This is a genomic window from Pseudomonas sp. RL_5y_Pfl2_73 (assembly GCF_963970515.1).
In the GTDB taxonomy this organism is placed as follows: domain Bacteria; phylum Pseudomonadota; class Gammaproteobacteria; order Pseudomonadales; family Pseudomonadaceae; genus Aquipseudomonas.
The window spans coordinates 131,234-149,027 of the sequence record NZ_CAXAPD010000006.1; the positions used below are offsets into that span (position 1 = coordinate 131,234).

Annotated in this window: 19 protein-coding genes; 2 read left to right on the top strand and 17 right to left on the bottom strand. The window is 59.3% G+C overall.

Going from position 1 to position 17,794, the window contains the following annotated elements; all coding sequences use genetic code 11:
* Positions 1 to 406: 406 nt before the first annotated feature.
* Positions 407 to 1,171, top strand: coding sequence for an SDR family oxidoreductase (locus AACY42_RS08020; RefSeq protein WP_046064353.1), 765 nt, complete (start codon positions 407 to 409; stop codon positions 1,169 to 1,171).
* 119 nt (positions 1,172 to 1,290) lie between these two features.
* Here AACY42_RS08020 and AACY42_RS08025 read toward each other — a convergent pair whose 3' ends face one another.
* The 15 genes from AACY42_RS08025 to AACY42_RS08095 all read right to left on the bottom strand — a co-directional run bounded on the left by AACY42_RS08025 (position 1,291) and on the right by AACY42_RS08095 (position 13,428).
* Positions 1,291 to 2,424, bottom strand: a complete 1,134-nt coding sequence (locus AACY42_RS08025; protein ID WP_339478412.1) for an AGE family epimerase/isomerase — start codon at positions 2,422 to 2,424, stop codon at positions 1,291 to 1,293.
* Between the two features lie 172 nt (positions 2,425 to 2,596).
* Positions 2,597 to 3,169: a HupE/UreJ family protein gene (locus AACY42_RS08030; protein ID WP_339478414.1), complete on the bottom strand. Its 573-nt coding sequence runs from the start codon at positions 3,167 to 3,169 to the stop codon at positions 2,597 to 2,599.
* A gap of 31 nt (positions 3,170 to 3,200) precedes the next feature.
* Positions 3,201 to 3,815: an urease accessory protein UreG gene (ureG, locus tag AACY42_RS08035; protein WP_053155587.1), complete on the bottom strand. Its 615-nt coding sequence runs from the start codon at positions 3,813 to 3,815 to the stop codon at positions 3,201 to 3,203.
* Between the two features lie 9 nt (positions 3,816 to 3,824).
* Entirely contained in the window at positions 3,825 to 4,514 is a 690-nt protein-coding gene (locus AACY42_RS08040; RefSeq protein ID WP_339478418.1) for an urease accessory protein UreF, read from the bottom strand.
* Positions 4,511 to 5,011 (bottom strand): urease accessory protein UreE, encoded by a 501-nt coding sequence (gene ureE, locus AACY42_RS08045; RefSeq protein ID WP_339478420.1) that lies wholly within the window; start codon positions 5,009 to 5,011, stop codon positions 4,511 to 4,513. Before ureE ends, AACY42_RS08040 begins: the two co-directional genes overlap by 4 nt.
* A gap of 224 nt (positions 5,012 to 5,235) precedes the next feature.
* Positions 5,236 to 5,619: a DUF6124 family protein gene (locus AACY42_RS08050; RefSeq protein ID WP_339478422.1), complete on the bottom strand. Its 384-nt coding sequence runs from the start codon at positions 5,617 to 5,619 to the stop codon at positions 5,236 to 5,238.
* Positions 5,620 to 6,084: 465 nt separating this feature from the next.
* Positions 6,085 to 6,648 carry a hypothetical protein gene (locus AACY42_RS08055; RefSeq protein ID WP_339478424.1) on the bottom strand — a complete coding sequence of 188 codons (564 nt, stop codon included), beginning with the start codon at positions 6,646 to 6,648 and terminating at the stop codon, positions 6,085 to 6,087.
* Between the two features lie 161 nt (positions 6,649 to 6,809).
* Positions 6,810 to 7,196 carry a hypothetical protein gene (locus AACY42_RS08060; protein WP_339478426.1) on the bottom strand — a complete coding sequence of 129 codons (387 nt, stop codon included), beginning with the start codon at positions 7,194 to 7,196 and terminating at the stop codon, positions 6,810 to 6,812.
* Positions 7,193 to 8,599: a PAAR domain-containing protein gene (locus AACY42_RS08065; protein WP_339478428.1), complete on the bottom strand. Its 1,407-nt coding sequence runs from the start codon at positions 8,597 to 8,599 to the stop codon at positions 7,193 to 7,195. The genes AACY42_RS08060 and AACY42_RS08065 overlap by 4 nt, the downstream gene beginning before the upstream one ends.
* 160 nt (positions 8,600 to 8,759) lie before the next feature.
* The gene (locus AACY42_RS08070) at positions 8,760 to 9,143 is read right to left on the bottom strand and encodes a hypothetical protein (protein WP_339478430.1); all 384 of its coding nucleotides are present in this window, start codon (positions 9,141 to 9,143) and stop codon (positions 8,760 to 8,762) included.
* Between the two features lie 480 nt (positions 9,144 to 9,623).
* Complete coding sequence (locus AACY42_RS08075; RefSeq protein ID WP_339478432.1) at positions 9,624 to 10,013, bottom strand: hypothetical protein; 390 nt, start codon at positions 10,011 to 10,013, stop codon at positions 9,624 to 9,626.
* Positions 10,010 to 11,419: a PAAR domain-containing protein gene (locus AACY42_RS08080; protein ID WP_339478434.1), complete on the bottom strand. Its 1,410-nt coding sequence runs from the start codon at positions 11,417 to 11,419 to the stop codon at positions 10,010 to 10,012. Before AACY42_RS08080 ends, AACY42_RS08075 begins: the two co-directional genes overlap by 4 nt.
* Positions 11,416 to 11,946, bottom strand: coding sequence for a hypothetical protein (locus tag AACY42_RS08085; protein WP_339478436.1), 531 nt, complete (start codon positions 11,944 to 11,946; stop codon positions 11,416 to 11,418). Before AACY42_RS08085 ends, AACY42_RS08080 begins: the two co-directional genes overlap by 4 nt.
* Before the next feature lie 278 nt (positions 11,947 to 12,224).
* Positions 12,225 to 12,857: a TetR family transcriptional regulator gene (locus tag AACY42_RS08090; RefSeq protein ID WP_014336338.1), complete on the bottom strand. Its 633-nt coding sequence runs from the start codon at positions 12,855 to 12,857 to the stop codon at positions 12,225 to 12,227.
* Positions 12,858 to 13,014: 157 nt separating this feature from the next.
* Positions 13,015 to 13,428, bottom strand: a complete 414-nt coding sequence (locus AACY42_RS08095) for a hypothetical protein (protein ID WP_339478440.1) — start codon at positions 13,426 to 13,428, stop codon at positions 13,015 to 13,017.
* A 377-nt stretch (positions 13,429 to 13,805) separates the two neighbouring features.
* Between AACY42_RS08095 and AACY42_RS08100 the strand changes: the two genes are divergently transcribed.
* Complete coding sequence (locus AACY42_RS08100) at positions 13,806 to 15,881, top strand: AsmA family protein (protein WP_339478441.1); 2,076 nt, start codon at positions 13,806 to 13,808, stop codon at positions 15,879 to 15,881.
* Between the two features lie 119 nt (positions 15,882 to 16,000).
* Here AACY42_RS08100 and AACY42_RS08105 read toward each other — a convergent pair whose 3' ends face one another.
* The gene (locus tag AACY42_RS08105; RefSeq protein WP_339478443.1) at positions 16,001 to 16,531 is read right to left on the bottom strand and encodes a ferritin-like domain-containing protein; all 531 of its coding nucleotides are present in this window, start codon (positions 16,529 to 16,531) and stop codon (positions 16,001 to 16,003) included.
* 227 nt (positions 16,532 to 16,758) lie between these two features.
* A complete protein-coding gene (locus tag AACY42_RS08110; RefSeq protein ID WP_339478444.1) occupies positions 16,759 to 17,679 on the bottom strand; it encodes a LysR substrate-binding domain-containing protein in 921 nt (306 codons plus the stop codon).
* Positions 17,680 to 17,794 lie beyond the last annotated feature (115 nt).

The following is a 17,794-nucleotide window of genomic DNA, read 5'->3' on the forward strand; positions in this document are numbered from 1 at the left end:
GCCTGTGGATAAGTCTGTGATTAAACTCTGGAAAGACCGCGCTGAGCACCGTCGTTACTGGCTTGGAGCCATCGCCCATCTAACGTTGGCTTATAGCAGATAACTTGCGCTGCACAACCCCACTTGCAGGGTCAAGCGAAAAAATTTTCCAAATACCCCGCAAAGCCTTACACACAGCGGCTTGCGGGTTTTGCACTTGCCCCCGATTACTGTGGACGTGCCTGTGGATAAGGTGCGGGCAACCGGCTGCGGCCCTTGTTTGACAAGGCTTGGCGCAGATTGGTTGTTTTATGAGCAGTCGTGGGGCAAAAGCCGTGCGCAAGCCTTGCCCCTACCGTGCCGGGGCGGGCATGCTGTGGGCCGATTTCCATTCAATGGCTGTTGAAGTTCAAGCAAGGAGAACACGATGTCTGACACCCTGTTTATTACCGGCGCAACGTCCGGTTTTGGTGAAGCCTGTGCCCGTCGTTTTGCCGAGGCGGGTTGGAAGCTGGTGCTGACCGGTCGTCGTGAAGAACGCCTTAATGCCCTGTGTGCCGAGCTGTCGAAGCAGACCGAAGTCCATGGCCTGGTATTGGATGTGCGTGATCGCAAGGCCATGGAAGAGGCCATCGCCAACCTGCCGCCATCCTTCGCCAAATTGCGCGGGCTGATCAACAACGCCGGCCTGGCCCTGGGCGTCGACCCGGCACCCAAGTGCGACCTCGATGACTGGGACACCATGGTCGACACCAATGTGAAAGGGCTGCTCTACAGCACTCGCCTGCTGTTGCCGCGCCTGATCGCCCACGGCCGTGGGGCCGGGATCGTCAACCTGGGCTCCATCGCCGGCAACTACCCGTACCCGGGCAGCCACGTGTATGGCGCGAGCAAGGCGTTCGTCAAACAGTTCTCCCTGAACCTGCGTTGCGACCTGCAAGGCACGGGCGTGCGGGTGAGCAATATTGAGCCGGGCCTGTGCGAGAGCGAGTTTTCCCTGGTGCGCTTCGGTGGCGACCAGGAGCGCTACAACGCGACCTACGCCGGCGCCGAGCCGATCCAGCCACAGGACATCGCCGATACGATTTTCTGGGTGCTCAATGCGCCAGCGCACATCAACATCAACAGCCTGGAGCTGATGCCGGTGAGCCAGACCTGGGCCGGGTTTGCCATTGAGCGCAACAAAACATAAGACCGCGTTATCGTTCATCGCGGGCAAGCCTTGCTCCCACAGGTTTGACTCACCTCTGGGGAGCAGGTCTGCCCTGATCCCTGTGGGAGCAAGGCTTGCCCGCGATAGCGGTTTGCCAATCAGCCTAGATAGTCGGCCAGCCCGCGATAGCAAGTCAGCAGGTGATACGGCGTGGTGGACGGCATGTCCCGGCGGCTGACAGCGCCGTCGGCGTCCAGGCATTCGTTCCAGCCCTTGGCATGCAGGAAATGCTGCTTCAGCGCTTGTAATTGACGCAGCAACAACGCCTGGCTGCCCGGGCGCAGGGTGAGTGCCCGCAAGTACTCCGCTTGGGCCCAGATGCGTTGGGTGGCATCGCGCGGGCCCGCCTGGGATCCCAAGGCCAGCATTGCACACACAGCACCGGAGTCCGGGTCGACGCCGCGTTGTTCGGTATGGCCGAAGCTGTGCGCCAGGGCTGTGTGCAACTTGCCGTTGCGCAACAGGGGCGATGAGGCCAGCAAGTAATACCATTCGAACTGGTGCCCCGGTTCGAACCAGTTATCCACAGTCTTGAGCGGCTTCTCCATCATCACGCGTTGCTGCGGCTCGATGAACTGCTTGGACATCCCGTCGCACAGGCTCAGCAACGCCTGGCGGACGTTGGCGTCTTCGCGGACCGACAGGGTGGCGAGGAACGCTTCGGCCAGGTGCATCAAGGGGTTTTGCAACGGGCCGGATCCGGTCGTTGACCAATCGCGCTTGAGGCTGGCCTCGTAGAGACCGTCTGCACTGGCAAAACGCTTGGCAATGACCTCCAGGCTCGCGTTGAGCACCGATTCCACCAGCGATTCGCGGACCTTGCCCCAGTAATGGGCGCAGGCGAACAGGATAAAGGCGTGGGTGTAGAGGTCTTTGCCGGTGTCCAGCGGCGCGCCTTGCGGGTCGATGCTGTAGAACCAGCCGCCGTGTTCGGCATCGTGGAAATGACGCTGCAGCGAGCGAAACAGTGCACTGGCCCGTTCCTCGGCCTGGGGCACTTCGCCGATCAGGCTGGCGAACACATACAACTGGCGCGCACAGGCCATGGCGCGGTAGCGCTGGGGGGGCAGCGGCACATGCTCGGCATCCAGGGACTCATAGGGCAACGCCAGTTCGGCATTCCAGCCCGGGCCTTGCCACATCGGCACGATCACGTCGTGAAAATGCTGACGCACCGTTGCGAACAGGGCGGTCAATTCAGGCTGGGGAGCGGGGCGGGAAGCATGAGGCATTGGCGGACGTCGTCACGGCTGGGGGCGATTGCGCGACATGGTAGCAGAGTGGCAGGCCTGGGGAGATGGGGCGGCTGTCAGGCCGCCTTCGCGAGCAAGCCCGCTCCCACAGGGATCGATCAAACTGTGAGCGGGCTTGCTCGCGAAGGCGCCTTTGAAGGTGTCGGAAAAATTAGCCGGCCAATAACCACACCCCAGCCGCCGCCGAAGCCGCCCCGGCCAATCGGACCAACGGCGCCGCCGCTCGCGGCAACACCCGTACCAGGGCAAACCCGGCGCCATGCAGCGCCGCTGTCGCCGCGACGAAGCCCGCCGCATAGGCCCATGGGCTCGACATGTCCGGTAGTTCCAAGCCGTGGGCCACGCCATGGAACAGCGCAAACAGTGCCGTCGCACCGACCGCCAGGCTCAACGGCGGACGTACCGCCAGTGCCACCGCCAGGCCCAGGGCGAGTACCGAGGCGGCGATCCCGCTTTCCAGCGCTGGCAGGTCCAGGCCTTCAAAGCCCAGCAGGCCACCGAACAGCATCGTACCGATGAAGGTACAGGGCAGCGCCCAGCGCGCGGCACCTTGTTGTTGTGCGGCCCACAAACCGACCGCCAGCATCGCCAGCAAATGGTCGAGCCCACCGATGGGGTGGCCGAGCCCGGCAACCAGGCCATTGTCGCCATGGCCGGGATGGGCAAAGGCCAGGGCCGGGGTCAGCAGCAGGGCGAGGGCGCCGAGGATGCGTTTGAAGGTCATGGATAAGCTTCCTTGTGGTCAGTCGGAAAGATCAGGCGGCGGTCAGCAGACCCTGGCGCTCGATGAAGGCGATGATGTCGTCCAGGCCCTGGCCGGTCTTCTGGTTGCTGAACACGAAGGGCTTGCCGTTGCGCATCCGCCGGGTGTCGCTGTCCATCATTTCCAGAGATGCACCCACCAGCGGTGCCAGGTCGATTTTATTGATCACCAGCAGGTCGGATTTACAGATGCCCGGCCCGCCCTTGCGCGGCAGCTTGTCACCGGCCGAGACGTCGATCACATAGAGGGTCAGGTCCGACAATTCCGGGCTGAAGGTCGCCGACAGGTTGTCGCCGCCTGATTCCACCAGAATCAGGTCCAGGCCCGGGAAGCGCCGGTTCAACTGGTCCACCGCCTCCAGGTTGATCGACGCGTCTTCGCGAATCGCCGTGTGCGGGCAGCCGCCGGTTTCCACACCGATGATCCGCTCCGGCGCCAGGGCCTCGTTGCGTACCAGGAAGTCGGCGTCTTCGCGGGTGTAGATGTCGTTGGTGACCACTGCCAGGTTGTAGCGTTCACGTAGCGCCAGGCACAGGGCCAGGGTCAGGGCGGTCTTGCCGGAACCTACCGGGCCGCCGATACCGACGCGCAGAGGTTGTGTATTCATGAGTGTCTCCTAGGAACGGAACAGGCGGCTGTACTGGCGCTCATGAGCCATGCACGCCAGGGACAGGCCAAAGGCGGCGCTGCCGTAATGGTCGGGGTCGATGTTCGAGGCGTCGTGCTGAGCCTGTTGCAGCAGCGGCAGCAGTTCGCTGGTCAGGCGCTGGGCCGCTTGCTGACCCAGGGGCAGGGTTTTCATCAGCACCGCCAGTTGGTTTTCCAGCCAGCTCCATAGCCAGGCGGCGAGGGCGTCTTGGGGGGCGATATGCCAGGCGCGCGCCGCCAGGGCCCAGCACAAGGCCAGGTGCGGCTCGCTGCGTTGTTGGAGACTGAGCTGTTCAAGAAAGCCGCGCGCGGCACCGTCGAGTTCCGGCAGGCCGGTGAGCAGTTGCTGCAACGAGTAGCCCATCTGCCGGCTCTCCTGATACAGCTCGCGGGTTTCCCGGCTGGCGCGGTGTTCTTCGCAATGAAGCAGCAGGGCGTCCCAATCGTCAGCGGCTGCTGCGCTGCAGTGCGCTAGCAGCAAAGGCGCTTCGAAACGCGCCAGGTTCAGCAGCAGTTGATCGCTGATCCAGCGCCGGGCGTCGTCGCAATTCTTGACCAGGCCGTTGTCCACCGCCATCTCCAGCCCCTGGGAATAGCTGTAGCCGCCAATCGGCAATTGCGGGCTGGCCAGACGCAGCAGCGCCCAGGCCGGGTTCATGTGCGCACGCCAAACTGATGCAGGCGCGGCGCGTAGTTGAAATCTTCGTCGCCGTGCCGGGAGTGATGGTGACCGCCGCCATAGGCGCCGTGTTCCGGCTGGAACGGGGCTTCGATGGATTCGGCGCGGGCGCCCAGTTGCTCGAGCATCGCCTTGAGTACGTAGTCGTCCAGCAGGCGCAACCAGCCATCGGCCACTTGCAAGGCGACATGGCGATTGCCCAGGTGATAGGCGGCGCGGGTCAGTTCGAAGGCGTTGGCGCAGGTGACATGCAGCAGTTGTTCGGCGCGGGCGCAAACGCGCACGATGCGCCCGTCTTCAGCTTGCAGGCATTCGCCGTCGTACAGCGGCGGTTGGCCTCGCTCCAGGAACAACCCCACGTCTTCGCCCTCGGCACTGAAACAGCGCAGACGGCTTTTGCTGCGGGCGTCAAAGGTCAGGTGCAGCTCGGCGTCCCAGCGCGGTTGAGTGTCGATTCTGCGGTGAATCACCAGCATCGGAGTGCTTCCAGCAATGAACAGTGCTGTGTTTAGAGCAAGGGGCTTGCCAACCGAAGAAGGTGTAGGAAATAGCCAGGATGGCGTTTCAGGGCGGGGTGGATGGCGTTCCATAATGGTGCGCGTCGAGTTGTCGCGCACCATTTTGCGGCTGACACAAAAAGAACCTGTGGGAGCGAGCCTGCTCGCGAAGGCGTCGGCTCAGCTTGCATCAAAACAAAACGCTATCCCTTGGCACCAGGCGCCGCCATCTCCCTGGTTTCCAGATGATCCAACGCCCGCTCAACCAACAACTGCACCCCATCGGCCATCCGGCTGATTGCCAGGGCGACGCAGCGGCGTGAATCGTCCACGTCGTCAGCCAGGTCGGCGGCGATGGTGCTGATGGAGAGCAGGTCTTCGGAGGCGTTGGCGAGCAGGATTTCGGTGTCGATGTGGGGGGACACGATGAAGAGCTGGTTTTTGTCAGGTTCGGGCGGTGAGGCGGGCTTGGGCTTGAGGTAGTAATCGAGGGCGCGGGTGGCGGCGTCATCGAGCTTCTTTTCTTCCTGCGCTTGGACGCGGGACTTGTGGCTGTTTGGCGGGGGATTCGGAGTTGCTTTGAACATAATGAAAATCCTGGAAGTGGAGCCGGCACCCTCCGATTGCACGTCGAAAAATGGGTGGCAGCTGTACGTAGGTGTGCAAGACCGGTCCAGGAACCCGGCAGACCCGAAGATCTCCCACGCGCAGCCGCCATAATAGTCAGCGAGCATAGAAAAATGCTCGGCGAATAGCCATAACGAATACGCTCCTAGATCGGACTTGCACGTCCGTATCACCGTTTTTTGCGATGACGAACAAAGGTTAGCGGCGCTCGAGAGCGCTGCCTAGTTCATGAACAGCCCGGCGTGTTGAAGGAAATGTCCGAGGGTTTGGCGGGGAAAAGCACCAAAAGATCGCAGCCGTCGGCAGGTCCTACAGAAATTGCCTAGCGGCTGCCGAAAGGTGCGATCTTTTGATTTGAGGGTTCGTGGATTGTTGCCCTTCGGCCCACATGATTTCCTGACCATTGCGGTCAGCGTTGACCTGCTTCAAGGTACCAACAGAGTTCCAGAGATACAGAAAAACCAAATGACACAGCCCAATGCAATCCATGCGAAATTGGCAAGGGTGATTTTGGTGTTCTGACGCCCCTCTGGATCCTGTTCCAAATGGTTGATAGCGGCCTGAACGCGAAGTTGACAATAGGTACCAAAAGCAAGCGATGCCAACCCGATAGGAAAGAAAACTTTGGGTTCTGTCGCAACCAGAACTACATAAGTATTCACGCCTACATTCAACAATGCGCAGAGTATGAGCAAATACGGATGCCAGTTATAGTGTCTGTTTGCGATGCGCAACCGTCGATCTATCTTTATGTACAGCGAATAGATAAAAAATAAACCGAATATCGTACGAGCTACAGGCCAGATTCTCTCGCCTGTAGCAGTTCGATAGGTTTTCCAGTTCTTGTAGTTCCAGTAGATAAAATAGTAGCCAAAGGTCAGGAATGACATGATGATCAACTTGTCTTTGGAGACCACGTAAAACGTTGGAGCCACGTTATTGATTTTTTTGTTGGTAATACATGTGGTGTTTTGGAAAGGCGCATTCATAAGCAGTCGAACACCTTGTTATTTATATTGAACAATAGCTCTCGGGATAGCTTGCAATACCAGCATTCTTTCGGATGTCGTACCAGCCGCTCCGCGCAGGGAGACGTCTTTCCTCTGTAAACCCGATCACAAGGCACAGGTCAACCTATGGAACGGGAAGACTAAGCGAGACCAAACTTAACGAACATGGCAAGAATAATCATTACCGATAGAAGTGCGATAACACACCACTGCAGTACTACTAGCTTACGCTTAAGGCTCGCGGGAAAAGTATTTATGTCTTCGGCACTTAGTCCGCCTCTTTTGAGGTAGAAATTGGGAAAGGTGATGAGTCCGGAAATCCCGCCTACCAGCATCAATTTACCCCAAGGACCACCATGGCGCAGTGATGCGATCGTCATGACGGCCGAACAATTTTTCAAGTGATCCAATATTAGGTCCATTTTTTTGTAAGCCAAGTACAGACACATTCCAATCCAAATGAAAATTCCTCCCAAATCAATTATCCCGACGACCATAAATATTTTCTCAGAAAAGCTCACAGTCATTGGGCAGCCTCATAGATAAGTTCTCCCGTTTTTTCGCCCAGTGTTCCTCCAAGGACACCCCCCGCAAGCGACCCTGTTCCGACCACCAGAACACCGCACCCCACCATTGCCAACCCTCCTGTCGGCACACTTAACCCGATACAGATCGCTCCAACCACGGGCCCTGTCAGGGCGGCGCCTGCCGCCACACCACCTGCCACTCCACCAGCGAAGCTGCCAGTCTCAGTGAATTTAACTTTCTTACAAGCCTGCGCACTATCTGCCGTGCAAACATCCTGAACCTTCATGTACGAAGCCCCACCACCAATAATCGGGCCAATCCACCCCCCGTACTTGATGATTTTGGCCGCTTTGGAAACACCCTCGATATGAGTCGCATAACCTGGAATCTGACCTGCGCCACCAGCCTTGGTCCAACGATGGACCAAATTGCGACTGGAGATGCCCAAGGCGCTTTTCAGGTTCGGATGATCTGGCAGGCCGATGCCCTTTCGCGTCAGGGTGGTCAGATGGATGTCGAGCCTTGAGAGTAGTTGTTTGCGCTCTGCAAAAAAATCCGGCGACCGTAGGTGGCCATCGCGCCGGAAAGTACGTTGATGCAACGCCTCGATATCCCGCAGAACGGTTTTAACGTCCTCCAGGTTTTTGGCGAAGATGGCCTCACCCACACCGATGGCAGTCGAGCCCTGGGCCAGGAACGTTTCGATTTCGTCGCGATGCCGAGCCATGAAGTCGGCCTCATCCGCGCTTAGCGGTTCAAGGGCGTCGTTGATCCATATCGCTGTTTCCATCAACAACGCCTCTTCGCGGGTGCATAGGTGATTGTTCGGATCGCTCAGCACGATCATCGAACCGGCCTTGACCACATCGCGATAAGGATTGAGCGCGCGGAATTTGCGCATCACCGCCGGGTCGGGTGACGGGAACAACGTGGCCTCCAGCGCTTCTCGGGTCACGCTTTTGGGCACAACGTAGAAGCCCGGTTCCTGGTGTTCTACGCGGGTAGATGTTGGGGGCGGCGGGTTGCTCGATAGGGCGAAGCCCGAGTGGCGCGGCGTAGAGGGTGCGCTGTTCATAGATTGGGAAGCCGATCCAGCGGCTCGGCTGGCTTGCGGTGCAGCGTCGGCTGTTCTGTAGGTGGCCGAGTGCAGCGATGGAATCAACTGAGCATTACAAGGGCAACTGCTGACGCTGTCCAACGTGCCAGCGTTACGCCGGCCATTGCTGGTCATGCCCGAGATGCCGCCCACAATCTGATAAGTCTTTCCGTCCTTGCCACAAGAAACCGGATCACCTTCACGAGCACGGGCGATACCATTCATTCTGTTGTGCGCATCCCCATCCATGACTTGGCCGCCGCAGGTGGTTTGGTCACCCAGTCCAATGTAATAGCCCCTGATCATTAGATTTTCTCCTCCATCGAAACGATGAATGAGACGTTGCGGCGCGGGTGAGTCGCTATCCCGGCGGTGTGGGCATTTGGAGCGAATAGGAAACTTCGCACAGAGGGATGTGGCGTTTCCTACGAAAGCCCTCCCTCGACAGACCGGATCCCTCATTAAGCTATTCGAACTTCAACAGCAGGCATACAAGCACCATCCAAACTATGGAAGTTAGTACGATCAATACAAAAACAACGAGAAGGCGCTTCAGGCGAGGTGGAAAGTTTTGGATGTCGGTAGGGTCTACGTCACCATTGAGAATATTTGCCCTCGGAAACACCACCATCCCGGCAATTTTCACGATCAGTACGATTCCCCCTACCCAGCCTTGACCCCGCCATGCGGGGCCCCAGAGATGGATGTAGCGGCTGTTATCCAAGGCCTCCATCATGCCGTCCAGATGCCGACGGCTCAGATACATAGTGAAAATCAAACTTACGAAGCTCAACAGGATTGGGCCGCCATTCAAAATGAGCAGGGCCCACACGGGCCAACCGCTGATCATGGCGGTACGGCCTCATACAGAATCTCGCCTACGATCTCCCCCCTTTGACCGCCAACGGTCGTACCTACCCATGCACCAGTCCCCACCACTGCTGCAACACACAGGACACTCCCAATGCCGCCTGTGGGAACCCCTAGCGCCAAGCAAACAGAGCTGCTAGCCAAAGAGGCTCCTGCGCCACCAGCCCAGCCACCAAAGGCTGATCCGAGAAATTTACCCCCTTCAGTAAACCTGACCCGCCCACAAGTTTCCCCAGATCCCCCGGAACAAACCTCTTGAATCGCCAGCAACGAAGACACCCCGCCAATCCCAATACCGATATACCCACCTGACTTCATGTACTTCGCGGCCCGGCTGGTCGCCTCCACATGCGTGGCATACCCCGGTATCTGCCCCGGTGCTCCGGCCTTGTTCCAGTGATGCATCAAGCTTTGGCTGGGGAGGCCGAAGTGTTAGCAGCTGGGATTTGTGTTTATTCAGTCATCTGAGCTTGATCAGCACGGCTACGATGCCCATCCATGCCAAAGTAAAAGCCATCAACGTTCTATCAATGATGAGAAGACGTTTCAGATAGGGTGGGAAATGTTTGACATCAACGGGGTCCACATCCCCGATGCGGATATACGCATTTGAAAAAATCACCATCCCGGCAATTTTACTCAGCAGCACAAATCCCCCAAAGTAGCCTCGATTTCGCCAAGCGGGAGCCCAAAGGTATATGAAGCGGCTGTTTTTCAAGGCGTCCATCATGGGGTTCAAATGATGGCGAATTAGGTACAAACTGAATGTCAAGCACGCAAGGTTCATAGGGATCATAGCCAACACAATCCAGTCAGACAGCGAAGAGTTCCAGAACTCCCCCAGCGTCATGGCAAAGCTATCTCGTACATAACGTCACCTATTTTTTCGCCTCCCATACTTCCAACAGCTGTACCCGCCCAAGCACCAACGCCCACTACGGCCGCGACACAAATCACACCTCCGATACCAGTAGAGGCTCCAAGCGCCAAGCAAAGCGGCCCGCTGGCTGATAAACCTAAATTTCCACCCCAAGCGCCACCAACGGTAGATAGGCCGAATTTCCCTCCTTCAGTGAACTTAATTCTCTCACAAGCCGCCTCAGAGCCTCCGTTACACACGTCCTGAACAGCTAATAACGAAGACACCCCACCAATCCCAATGCCGATATAACCGCCTATCTGCATATATTTCGCTGCATGACTGGTGCTCTCCACATGCGTGGCATACCCCGGTATCTGCCCCGGTGCTCCGGCCTTGTTCCAGTGGTGCACCAGACTGCGGCTCGAAATGCCGAGGGCGGTTTTCAGTTTGGGATGGTCGCCCAGCGTCGTATGGCCGCGCAGGCGGGTGGAATTCAGCAGGTGGGCATCCAGTTGAGCGAGCAGCAGCTTGCGCTCGGCGAAGAATTGCGGCGATCTAAGATGGCCGTATTGACGAAAGCTGTTCTGGTGCAAGCGTTCCATGGCCTGGAGCGTGTCGCGCAGGCTGGTCAGATGTTTTTCCATCATCACCGCGCTGACACCGAGCCAAGTGGAGGTCTGGCCGGTGAAGCTGGCGATCTCCGCCGCGTGGCGGTGCATGAAGTCGGCTTGCTCGGCGGTCAGGTCATCGAGCGCGGCATTCACCGTTTCCGCCGCCGCCATCACCTGCGCCTCTTCGCGGGTGCATTGATAGTTGTTCGGATCGCTCAGCACGATCATCGAACCGGCCTTGACGACGTTGCGATGAGGATTGAGTGCGCGGAATTTGCGCATCACAGCCGGGTCGGGTGAAGGGAACAACGTGGCTTCCAGCGCTTCGCGAGTCACGCTTCTGGGCACGATATAGAAGCCCGGTTCCTGGGGTTCTACGCGGGTAGATGTTGGGCGTGACGGGTTGCTCGATGGGGCTAAAAACGATTGGCGTGAAGCAGTTGGAGCGCTGGTCGCGGGCTGTGGAGCCGGCTGAGCCGCTCGGCTGGTTTGCGGTGCAGAATTCGCACCTTCATAGGTGGCCCAGAATACCGAAGGGATCAGTTGCGCTTTGCAGGGGCAGGTACTGTGACTATCCAGCGTACCGGCCATTTGCTTACCATGGCTGACCATGTGCGCTACGCCGCCCCTGATCTGATAGATTTTTCCGTCCTTTCCACACGAAACCCGGTCACCTTCGCGGGCGTGCAGCAGGCCGAAAATATTGATCCTACCATCGCCGTCCAGCACTTCCCCGCCACACGTGGTCTTGTCGCCCCGGCCGATGAAATAACCCTTGTTCATTGGGTGTTCTCCTTCATCTCATTCCGGCGCAGACGGCGGCCCTCAGCTGGCCCTACTGCGGGCAAAAAAACTTCTGCGTTCGACACGCCTTTGCGGACGATGAGAATCGCTATGTCTTGGGGGGGATTGATGATTTCGTCGCCATTGCTCAGACGGCTGTCGACCAGTGCAACATCGCTATTGCTTTCACCGGCCCCGGTGACGATCCGCGCCGTGCTGCCATCGGCATATGCGACGTGATCGCCTTTCTGGGCGGCGCGTAGCGTGCGGCCATCCATCTTGAATTCAAACGGTGATGAAGCTTGTTGGATCGTTCCGCCGTCTCGGGTCTGACTACCCTCGGCGGCCAGTCGGTAAATACCGAGTGGCGGATGGGCTTTGACGTAAGCCTGTTGTTGTCTAAGCCGTGTCGCGACTTCATCGACGCAACCCTCCAACCGATCCGGCTCAAAGTAGGGCTCGTCGAGATGGCTCAGGTATTCAGGAGAGGCTTCATTGGTGTGGAGGGATAGCACGGGTGCAGTCATTCTCATGGCTCCTATATACAAGGACGTCGTACGCAAGGCCGCGTTGACAGGTCTCGGAAGCGATGAATAAGACGATGAGCCGCTGATTGAGTGCAATTCCGGCGCGGGTGGCATTTGCAGCGAATAGGAAAGTTCGTAGGTCCAGATGCGCCTTTTCCTACATTACAGAGCATCTGTCGCGTGGTTTTTCGGGAGGCGGTGTGTCAGGTGAGCAATCAGGGGGCTGATACACCGCTTTCGCGAGCAGGCTCGCTCCCACAGAGGAGGCATGCAGACAGTTATTCGGTACTGCCCAGCCCTTGCCAATGCTTGAGGCCAATGAAGATGAACCGCAGTTGCTGAGTAATCTTTGCCTGGGGCGTGAGGTGTTCGGGGAGGGCTTGGGCGGGTGGGTCGATGATGTCCGGCAGGGTGGCGAATACGCTCTTGACGATGAGGTCGGCCATCACGCCTAGGGCGGCCAGGTCCAGGTGCTGCAACTTGGGCATCAAGGCCAGGTCGGCGGCCAGGTCCGAGCTGATGTCTTCGCGCAGTTGGGCGATGGCCTGGCGCACCGGCAGGGAGCCGCCGTATTGCTCGCGGGCCAGGAACAGGAACTGCGATCGATTGGCCTGCACCACATCGAGAAAGATCCGCACAGACGCATCGATAATGCCGCCCATGACGAATTCGTTGTGGCGTACCAGGCGGATGGTTTCGCGAAAGGTCTGGCCGACTTCGCTGACCAGTGCCAGGCCCAGTTGGTCCATGTCGTCGAAGTGCCGGTAGAACCCGGTGGGCACGATGCCGGCCGTCCGGGCGACTTCCCGCAGGCTCAGGCTGCCGAACCCCCGGCCGCACTCCATCAAATGGCGGGCTGCATCCATCAGGGCAATTCGGGTCTGTTGTTTCTGTTCGGCGCGGGGCAGCATCGCAAGGCGGGCTTCTGATTCACGGGAGCGATGCACTCTAGCAAATCGGCTTTGTCGACGTCGAACGGTAGAGAGGGATCAGACGGGAAAAACGAAGGGCTTGAAAAGTCAAAAGCCCGATTGCAGGAATCGGGCTTTTTTCTGGGCCACCATGGGCTCAGCTCACTATGCCGTTGCGTTCGATCGTGCGATCACCACCGCCTTCGGCCACGGTTTCGCCCAGTTTGGTGCGGGAAGACCCGTCTTCAGCGAGGGTCTGGCCAGGTGTGCGGTCAGAACCGTCTGCGGCGAGGGTCTGGCCAGGTGTGCGGTCAGAACCGTCTGCGGCGAGGGTCTGGCCAGGTGTGCGGTCAGAACCGTCTTCGGCAAGGGTTTGGCCAGGTGTGCGAGAAGAACCGTCCTCAACCAGACCTTTTTCTTCCAGACGATCACGGCCACCTTCGGTAACAGTCTGGCTGTAGACAGAGTGGCTGTCCTTGGCCTGTGGCGTGGCTTGTTCGGCAGCTGGCAATGCAAAGGCAGTCGAGGCCAGCAGTGAAAGGGACAGGCTCATCAGTAATTGGCGTTTCATGATCGTTGCTCCGTGGGAGGGCGATAAAGTGGGTACGACGGCAATGCTACTCTCGATAAGTCGATATAAAAGTTCATAAACGCAATGGTAATAATCAACGGAATTGATTGTTCTGGGTGAAGGCTCTAGAGCGGGCCTTTCCGAGGTGTGGTTTTGCACCTAGGTGGGTATTTTGTACCCATCGCTGCCTCGCAAATGTGCGGCTTCGGTAACAGTTTGTTGGCTGATCAGTCAGGATTCTTGCGTTTTTTTATGCCGTTCATCGGCACCAGTCGGCCGTTTTACCAGTCCAACCCTTCATAACGAACCGACTGCAGGTTCGTGTTTTCAGCGGCGTCGCGGTTGCGGACGCTGACTTGTCATCAGGAGCCTTGTGCATGACGCGCACCTCGAAAATCCTCGCCTGGAGCTTTGCCAGCCTTGTTGTCCTGCTGGCCGTGCTGGTCCTGGTCATCGCGTTCTTCGACTGGAACCGCATTAAGCCCACGCTCAATGCCAAGGTTGCCGAGGCGTTGCATCGCCCCTTCGCTATCCACGGTAACTTGGCGGTGTCCTGGCAGCGTGAGCCGGAGGAGGGAGGCTGGCGAGCTTGGTTGCCGTGGCCCCACGTGGTGGCCGAGGACTTGAGCCTGGGCAACCCGGATTGGTCGAAAACCCCGCAAATGGTCACGTTAAAACGTGTTGAGTTGCGCCTGTCGCCCTTGGCCTTGCTGGCCCGGCGGGTGGCGATTGCGCGTATCGACCTGACGGAGCCCAGCGCCAACCTGCAACGCCTGGCTGATGGGCGCGCCAACTGGACTTTCCAATTCGATCCGAAAGACCCGGACGTCGAGCCATCCAGCTGGGTGGTGGACATCGGCACCATCGGCTTCGACAAGGGCCACGTCACCCTTGACGACCAGGCGCTCAAGACCCGGCTCGACCTGTTGATCGACCCGTTGGGCAAACCCATCCCGTTCAGCGATATCGTCGGTGACAAGGTCGCCCAAAAAACTCAGGGCCAAGGTGCGACACCGCAGGACTACGCGTTCGCCTTCAAGGTCAACGGGCAGTATCACGGGCAAAGCCTGGCCGGCTCCGGCAAGGTCGGTGGCCTGCTGGCATTGCAGGATGCGTCACGACCCTTTCCGCTCCAGGCCCAGGCGAAAATCGCCGAGACCCACGTCGAACTGGCCGGCACCCTCTCCGACCCGATGAATCTCGGGGCCTTGGACTTGCGCTTGAAACTGGCCGGCAACAGCCTGGCTCATCTCTACCCGCTGACCGGCGTGACCCTGCCGGATTCGCCGCCTTATGCCACTGATGGCCGCTTGATCGCCAAGCTGCATGAGCCGGGTGGGGCGCTGTTTCGCTATGAGGCGTTCAACGGCAAGATCGGCGACAGCGATATCCATGGCGACCTGGCCTATGTCGCCAGCCAGCCGCGGGCGAAGCTCAGTGGCGCGCTGGTCTCCAATCAACTGCTTTTCAGCGATTTGGCGCCGCTGATCGGGGCCGACTCCAATGCCGAGCAAAAGGCCCGGGGCGGCACCAGCAAGCAGCCGTCCGACAAGGTCTTGCCCGTGGAAGAATTTCGCACCGAGCGTTGGAGTGTGATGGACGCCGATGTGAAGTTCACTGGCAAACGCATCGTCCATAGTGAGCAGTTGCCGTTCACCGATCTGTACACCCATCTGGTGCTCAACGATGGGCAGTTGAGCCTCGAGCCCCTGCGTTTCGGCGTGGCCGGTGGCCGTCTCGATGCGCAGATCCGCCTCAACGGGCACACTCAGCCCCTTGAAGGCCAGGCGAAGTTGACGGCGCGCGGCTTCAAGCTCAAGCAGCTGTTCCCGGGTTTTGAGCCGATGAAAACCAGCTTCGGCGAACTGAACGGCGATGCCGATATCACCGGCCGCGGCAATTCGGTGGCGGCGTTGCTGGGCACTTCCAACGGCACGTTGAAAATGCTCATCAACGATGGTGCCATCAGTCGTGAGCTGATGGAGTTGGCGGGGCTGAACGTCGGCAACTACGTGGTGGGGAAAATCTTTGGCGACAAGGAAGTGAAGATCAACTGCGCGGCGGCGGATTTCGATATCAAGACGGGCCTGGCGACCACGCGCCTGTTCGTGTTCGACACCGAGAACGCGATCATTTACATCGACGGCACGGCGAACATGGCGAATGAACAGCTGGACCTGACCATCACCCCAGAGTCCAAGGGCTGGCGCCTGATTTCCCTGCGCTCGCCGTTGTACGTGCGAGGCCCGTTCGCCAAGCCCGCCGCCGGGGTCAAGGCGGTGCCGCTGATGCTGCGCGGTGCCGGGATGGTGGCGTTGGGTGTGATCGCAACACCGGCCGCCGGCTTGCTCGCGTTGGTGGCGCCCAGCGGCGGAGAGCCGAAAGAGTGCGCGCCGCTGCTGGAGCAGTTGAAGGCGGGCAAGGCGCCGGTGACGGTCAAGCCGACCCGGTAGCCGAGCCTTGCAGTGATACTGCCGGCCCCATCGCGAGCAGGCTCGCTCCCACATTCGACCGAGTTTCTTCAGGAAGAATGCGGTCCCCTGTGGGAGCGAGCCTGCTCGCGATGGCGGTATTAGAGATCGGCCAGGAGATCGGCCATGTCATCGGCATGTTCTTCTTCCTGGGCGAGGATGTCTTCGAAGATGCGCCGGGTGGTCGGGTCTTTTTCACCGATGTACTGGATGATTTCCCGGTAGCTGTCGATGGCGATCCGTTCTGCCACCAGGTCCTCGTACACCATTTCTTTGAGGGTGTTGCCCGCCACGTACTGGGCGTGGGAATTGCGGGTCAACAGGTCGGGGTTGAATTCCGGCTCGCCGCCCAGTTGCACGATGCGTTCGGCGAGTTTGTCGGCGTGTTCGGCTTCCTGGTTCGCGTGCTCGAGGAATTCACTGGCCGCCACGCTGGCCTTGAGGCCGGTGGCCATGAAGTAGTGGCGCTTGTAGCGCAGCACGCAGACCCATTCGGTGGCCAGTGCTTCGTTGAGCAGGCGGACGACTTCTTGCCGATCGGCGCCGTAGCCTTCGGTCACTGCACCGTTCTGCACGTTCTGCCGTGCACGTTCGCGCAGGGTGGTTACATCGGATAAGTGCATGTCGCTCATCTCGTTCTCCTGGAGGCTGATCCGGTGGGAGCGTCACGCTCTGATGGCGCGATCACTTCTTTAGGTGGGAGTGATGGGCGAAGCAAAAAGTTTTATGAAATACCCCGTGTAGGAGCTGCCGAGTGCAACGAGGCGGCGATCTTGTCCCCGACAATTGAGTCATGAGCGAACGCCAAAAAAGCAAAGTCAAAAGATCGTCCGAACGCGGTCCGAGCCTTCGGCAGCGGCTACGCCTGCGACATCGCAAACACCGGGGGGAACCCCGACAGCCGCGCTTCCTCCCCTAGCCACTGGAAGAACGCCCGCACCGGCGGATGGCGTTCGCGGCCCGGGACGCACAGGGCGCTGTAGCCGGCGCCATTGACCTGAACGTCCGGGCGATAGCCCACCAGCAAGCCGCTGGCGATGCTTTCAGAGACCAGAATATTGCTCGCCAGCACTAGGCCCTGGCCGGCAATCGCCGCTTGCAAGGCGTAATGCTCCTCGTCGTACTCGCGCATGCATGGCTGCCGGGTAAGCCAGGTTTCCCCGGCCTGGGCGCACCAGGCATCCCAACCGTGGGCGTACAGCTTGGAGTTGTGCCAATGCACGCTGATCAGCGTCGGCACCTGCCGGGCCGCCAGGGCCACCTGTTCAGGCGAACCATAGACCCCGAAGCTTTCATCGAACAGGCACATGCCGTACAGGTTCGGGTAGGTGTCCAGGCTGTAGCGCACCACCAGGTCGACGCTGGCGTCCTGGTGCAGGTCGATCACCTCGCAGTGGGTGTCCAGGCGCACGTTGATGTTGGGGTGGCGTGTATAAAAACGCCCCAGGCGAGGCACCAGCCACAGGGCGGCAAACGCTGCAGTGGTGGACAGGGTCAGGTGACTGGTGCTGCGTTGCGGGCGCAGGGTGTCGACGCTTTGCGCCACTTCCAGCAACGCCCCGTGCAGGCTGTGAAACAAACGTTGCCCGCCGTCGGTGAGGCGTACCTGGCGTGGCAGGCGTTCGAACAGCGCCAGCCCCAGCCAGCTCTCCAGGGATCGAATCTGATGGGAGACCGCGGTAGGTGTCACCGACAACTCCGCTGCTGCCGCCTTGAAACTGAGCAGCCGCGCGGCTGCCTCGAAAGCCCGCAGGGCGTTAAGCGGCAGGTTGGCGAACATCCTAATTCTCCTGAAATACGATGGGTGAGATTAATTCATCCAAATGAACTAACGCTCATTTGTCTGTCAGCGGCAGCGAGCTTCAAGCTACAGGGAAAAAGCAGTGTTGATTGTA

Excerpts from the sequence above, each read along its gene's own strand:
- AACY42_RS08020 (WP_046064353.1), top strand. The coding sequence starts at position 407 with ATGTCTGACACCCTGTTTATTACCGGCGCAACGTCCGGTTTTGGTGAA.
- AACY42_RS08025 (WP_339478412.1), bottom strand. The coding sequence starts at position 2,424 with ATGCCTCATGCTTCCCGCCCCGCTCCCCAGCCTGAATTGACCGCCCTG.
- AACY42_RS08030 (WP_339478414.1), bottom strand. The coding sequence starts at position 3,169 with ATGACCTTCAAACGCATCCTCGGCGCCCTCGCCCTGCTGCTGACCCCG.
- ureG (WP_053155587.1), bottom strand. The coding sequence starts at position 3,815 with ATGAATACACAACCTCTGCGCGTCGGTATCGGCGGCCCGGTAGGTTCC.
- AACY42_RS08040 (WP_339478418.1), bottom strand. The coding sequence starts at position 4,514 with ATGAACCCGGCCTGGGCGCTGCTGCGTCTGGCCAGCCCGCAATTGCCG.
- ureE (WP_339478420.1), bottom strand. The coding sequence starts at position 5,011 with ATGCTGGTGATTCACCGCAGAATCGACACTCAACCGCGCTGGGACGCC.
- AACY42_RS08050 (WP_339478422.1), bottom strand. The coding sequence starts at position 5,619 with ATGTTCAAAGCAACTCCGAATCCCCCGCCAAACAGCCACAAGTCCCGC.
- AACY42_RS08055 (WP_339478424.1), bottom strand. The coding sequence starts at position 6,648 with ATGAATGCGCCTTTCCAAAACACCACATGTATTACCAACAAAAAAATC.
- AACY42_RS08060 (WP_339478426.1), bottom strand. The coding sequence starts at position 7,196 with ATGACTGTGAGCTTTTCTGAGAAAATATTTATGGTCGTCGGGATAATT.
- AACY42_RS08065 (WP_339478428.1), bottom strand. The coding sequence starts at position 8,599 with ATGATCAGGGGCTATTACATTGGACTGGGTGACCAAACCACCTGCGGC.
- AACY42_RS08070 (WP_339478430.1), bottom strand. The coding sequence starts at position 9,143 with ATGATCAGCGGTTGGCCCGTGTGGGCCCTGCTCATTTTGAATGGCGGC.
- AACY42_RS08075 (WP_339478432.1), bottom strand. The coding sequence starts at position 10,013 with ATGACGCTGGGGGAGTTCTGGAACTCTTCGCTGTCTGACTGGATTGTG.
- AACY42_RS08080 (WP_339478434.1), bottom strand. The coding sequence starts at position 11,419 with ATGAACAAGGGTTATTTCATCGGCCGGGGCGACAAGACCACGTGTGGC.
- AACY42_RS08085 (WP_339478436.1), bottom strand. The coding sequence starts at position 11,946 with ATGACTGCACCCGTGCTATCCCTCCACACCAATGAAGCCTCTCCTGAA.
- AACY42_RS08090 (WP_014336338.1), bottom strand. The coding sequence starts at position 12,857 with ATGCTGCCCCGCGCCGAACAGAAACAACAGACCCGAATTGCCCTGATG.
- AACY42_RS08095 (WP_339478440.1), bottom strand. The coding sequence starts at position 13,428 with ATGAAACGCCAATTACTGATGAGCCTGTCCCTTTCACTGCTGGCCTCG.
- AACY42_RS08100 (WP_339478441.1), top strand. The coding sequence starts at position 13,806 with ATGACGCGCACCTCGAAAATCCTCGCCTGGAGCTTTGCCAGCCTTGTT.
- AACY42_RS08105 (WP_339478443.1), bottom strand. The coding sequence starts at position 16,531 with ATGAGCGACATGCACTTATCCGATGTAACCACCCTGCGCGAACGTGCA.
- AACY42_RS08110 (WP_339478444.1), bottom strand. The coding sequence starts at position 17,679 with ATGTTCGCCAACCTGCCGCTTAACGCCCTGCGGGCTTTCGAGGCAGCC.